Origin of the sequence: Micromonospora sp. ATA51, from assembly GCF_016802855.1 — a bacterium.
Classification (GTDB): domain Bacteria; phylum Actinomycetota; class Actinomycetes; order Mycobacteriales; family Micromonosporaceae; genus Micromonospora; species Micromonospora sicca.
Window position 1 is genome coordinate 1 of sequence record NZ_JAEVHJ010000574.1, and the last position, 2,234, is coordinate 2,234.

Sequence of the window (2,234 nt, forward strand, 5' to 3'; positions counted from 1 at the left end):
CGCCGGCCAGCCGCCAGTGGTGCGCCAGCCGGGCCTGGTGCAGCTCCGCCGTGGCCGAGGTCAGCGCCTCGGCCAGCCGCCAGTGGTGCGCCAGCCGGGCCTGGTGCAGCTCCGCCGTGGCCGAGGTCAGCGCCTCGGCGTACCGCCGGTGCAGGGCGGACCGCTCGGCGGGCAGCAGCTCGTGCGCCAGCACCTCGGCGACCAGCCGGTGCCGCAGCCGGTAGCCCTCGTCGGCGCCGACCAGCAGCCGGTGCGCCACGGCGGCCCGGACCGCCTCGATCAGCTCCTCCTCGGGCAGCCGGACGACCTGGGCCAGCAGCCAGTGCTCGACCGGCTCGACCCCGGCGGCCACCGCGTGGACCACCGCGTGGGCGTGCTGCGGCAGGGCGTCGACCCGGGCCAGGAAGATCTCCCGGAGGGTGTCGGAGAGCCCGTCGCGGCCGTCGCGCAGGGCCCGGGCGAGTTCCTCGGCCACGAAGGGGTTGCCGCCGCTGCGCTGCCAGACCAGCTCGGTCGCGTCGGGGGCCAGCGGCCGGCCGACGACGGCCGCGGCCAGCCGGTCGGTGTCCGCCCGGTCCAGCGGCGCCAGGTCGACCACCCGGACCGACCGCAGCCGGCGCAGCTCGGTGAGGACACGGCGCAGCGGGTGGGCGCCCTGCAGCGCCTCCGCCCGGATCGCGGCGAGCACCGACAGTTGCAGGTCACCGAGGCCGGCGAGCAGGTAGAGCAGCAGCTGGCGGGTGCTCCGGTCGACCCACTGCAGGTCGTCAAGCACGATCACCAGCGGGCGGCCGCCGGCGACCAGGTGCAGGCCGCGGGAGACCCGCTCCAGCAGCGCGCCGGCGCCGTCCGGCCCCGGGGTCTCGTCGTCGAACATCTGCAGCAGGCCGCGCACCGCCGAGGAGGTGCGGGCCTGGGCGGCGGTCAGCTCGGCGTCGAACCGGCGCAGGGCCTGCCGCAGCGGGTGCAGCGGGGAGGCGTCGCCGATGTCCAGGCAGGTGCCGGTCAGCACCAGCGCGCCCGCGTCCCGGAGCCGGGCGCTGACCTCGGCGAGCAGGCGGGTCTTGCCGACCCCGCTCTCGCCGGTGAGGAAGACCGCCGCGGTGTGCCCCTGGGCGACGTCGTCGAGCAGCGCCGACCGCAGCGCCGCGAGCTGGTCGGCACGGCCGACGAGCGGTGCCGTGTCCACATCGCTGGCCATGGCTCGCAGCCTAATCACAGACTCCCGGACCGTTCTACGGGCTCAGTGCCGTTGTGGTACTCCTCGCGTCGACATTGCGACTAAAGGTTGCGGGTGGCCGACATACGTCGTTCTGCCGATCCCCCGAGAACCCGGTGGTGGAACTCTCCGGAGGTCATCAGGCACCGGAGCGGGGGAAGGGTGGAGGCGATGCCAATGTCGACGACGGTGGGAAGTCGGGATCTCGTCAGCTCGGCCCGCTGGCCGGTGCCGGAGGAGAGGCGCACGGTCAGCGTGCTCTTCGCCGACATCGTCGGCTCGACCGGCCTGACCGAACGGCTCGACCCGGAGGACGTGCGGGCCCTGCAGCGGGTGTACTTCGACACCGTGGCCGGGGTGCTGCGCCGGTGGAACGGCGTGGTGGAGAAGTACATCGGCGACGCGGTGATGGCGCTCTTCGGCGCGCACGCCTCCGACGGCTTCGACGCGTACCGGGCGGTGCGGGCCGGGCTGGAGATCCAACACGCCGTCGACCGGCGGACGCCGGCCGGCGTCCGGCTGCGGGTCCGGGTCGGGGTGGCCACCGGCGAGGTGCTGGTGGATCTCGGCGCCACCCGCGACGGCGGGCACGGCACGGCCAGCGGCGCGGTGATCACCACCGCGGCCCGCCTGCAGGAGTACGCCCCGCCGGGGGCGGTTGTGGTCTGCGCCGCCACCCGGCGGGCCACCGCCGGGCTGCTGGAGCAGCGGCCGCTGGCGTCCATGACGGTCGCCGGCAAGGCGCTGCCGCTGGACGTCTGGCGGGTGACCGGGACGAGCCGAACCCGTCCCGCCCCGCACCGCGGCCCACTGGTCGGCCGGCGCCGGGAGCTGGCCACCGCGGGCGACGAGATCACCCGGGCGGTCCGGGACCGCCGGCCCCGCTGGATCTCGCTGGCCGGCCCGGCCGGCAGCGGGCGCAGCCGCCTGCTGCACGAGCTGGCCCGGGCGGTGTCGACGGTGGACGGAACGCCGGTGCGCTGGTGCGTCGCGCACTGCCGCCGTACGCCCAGGG

2 protein-coding genes are annotated in these 2,234 nt (G+C 76.1%); one reads left to right on the top strand and one right to left on the bottom strand.

The genetic code is table 11. The features are described from left to right. The coding region (locus JNW87_RS37885) for an AAA family ATPase (protein ID WP_238455385.1) at positions 1-1,201 on the bottom strand (1,201 nt) is incomplete at its 3' end. Between the two features lie 189 nt (positions 1,202-1,390). Here JNW87_RS37885 and JNW87_RS37890 point away from each other — a divergent pair. Beyond that, positions 1,391-2,234: adenylate/guanylate cyclase domain-containing protein (locus tag JNW87_RS37890; protein ID WP_238455386.1), on the top strand; the 844-nt coding region annotated here is incomplete at its 3' end.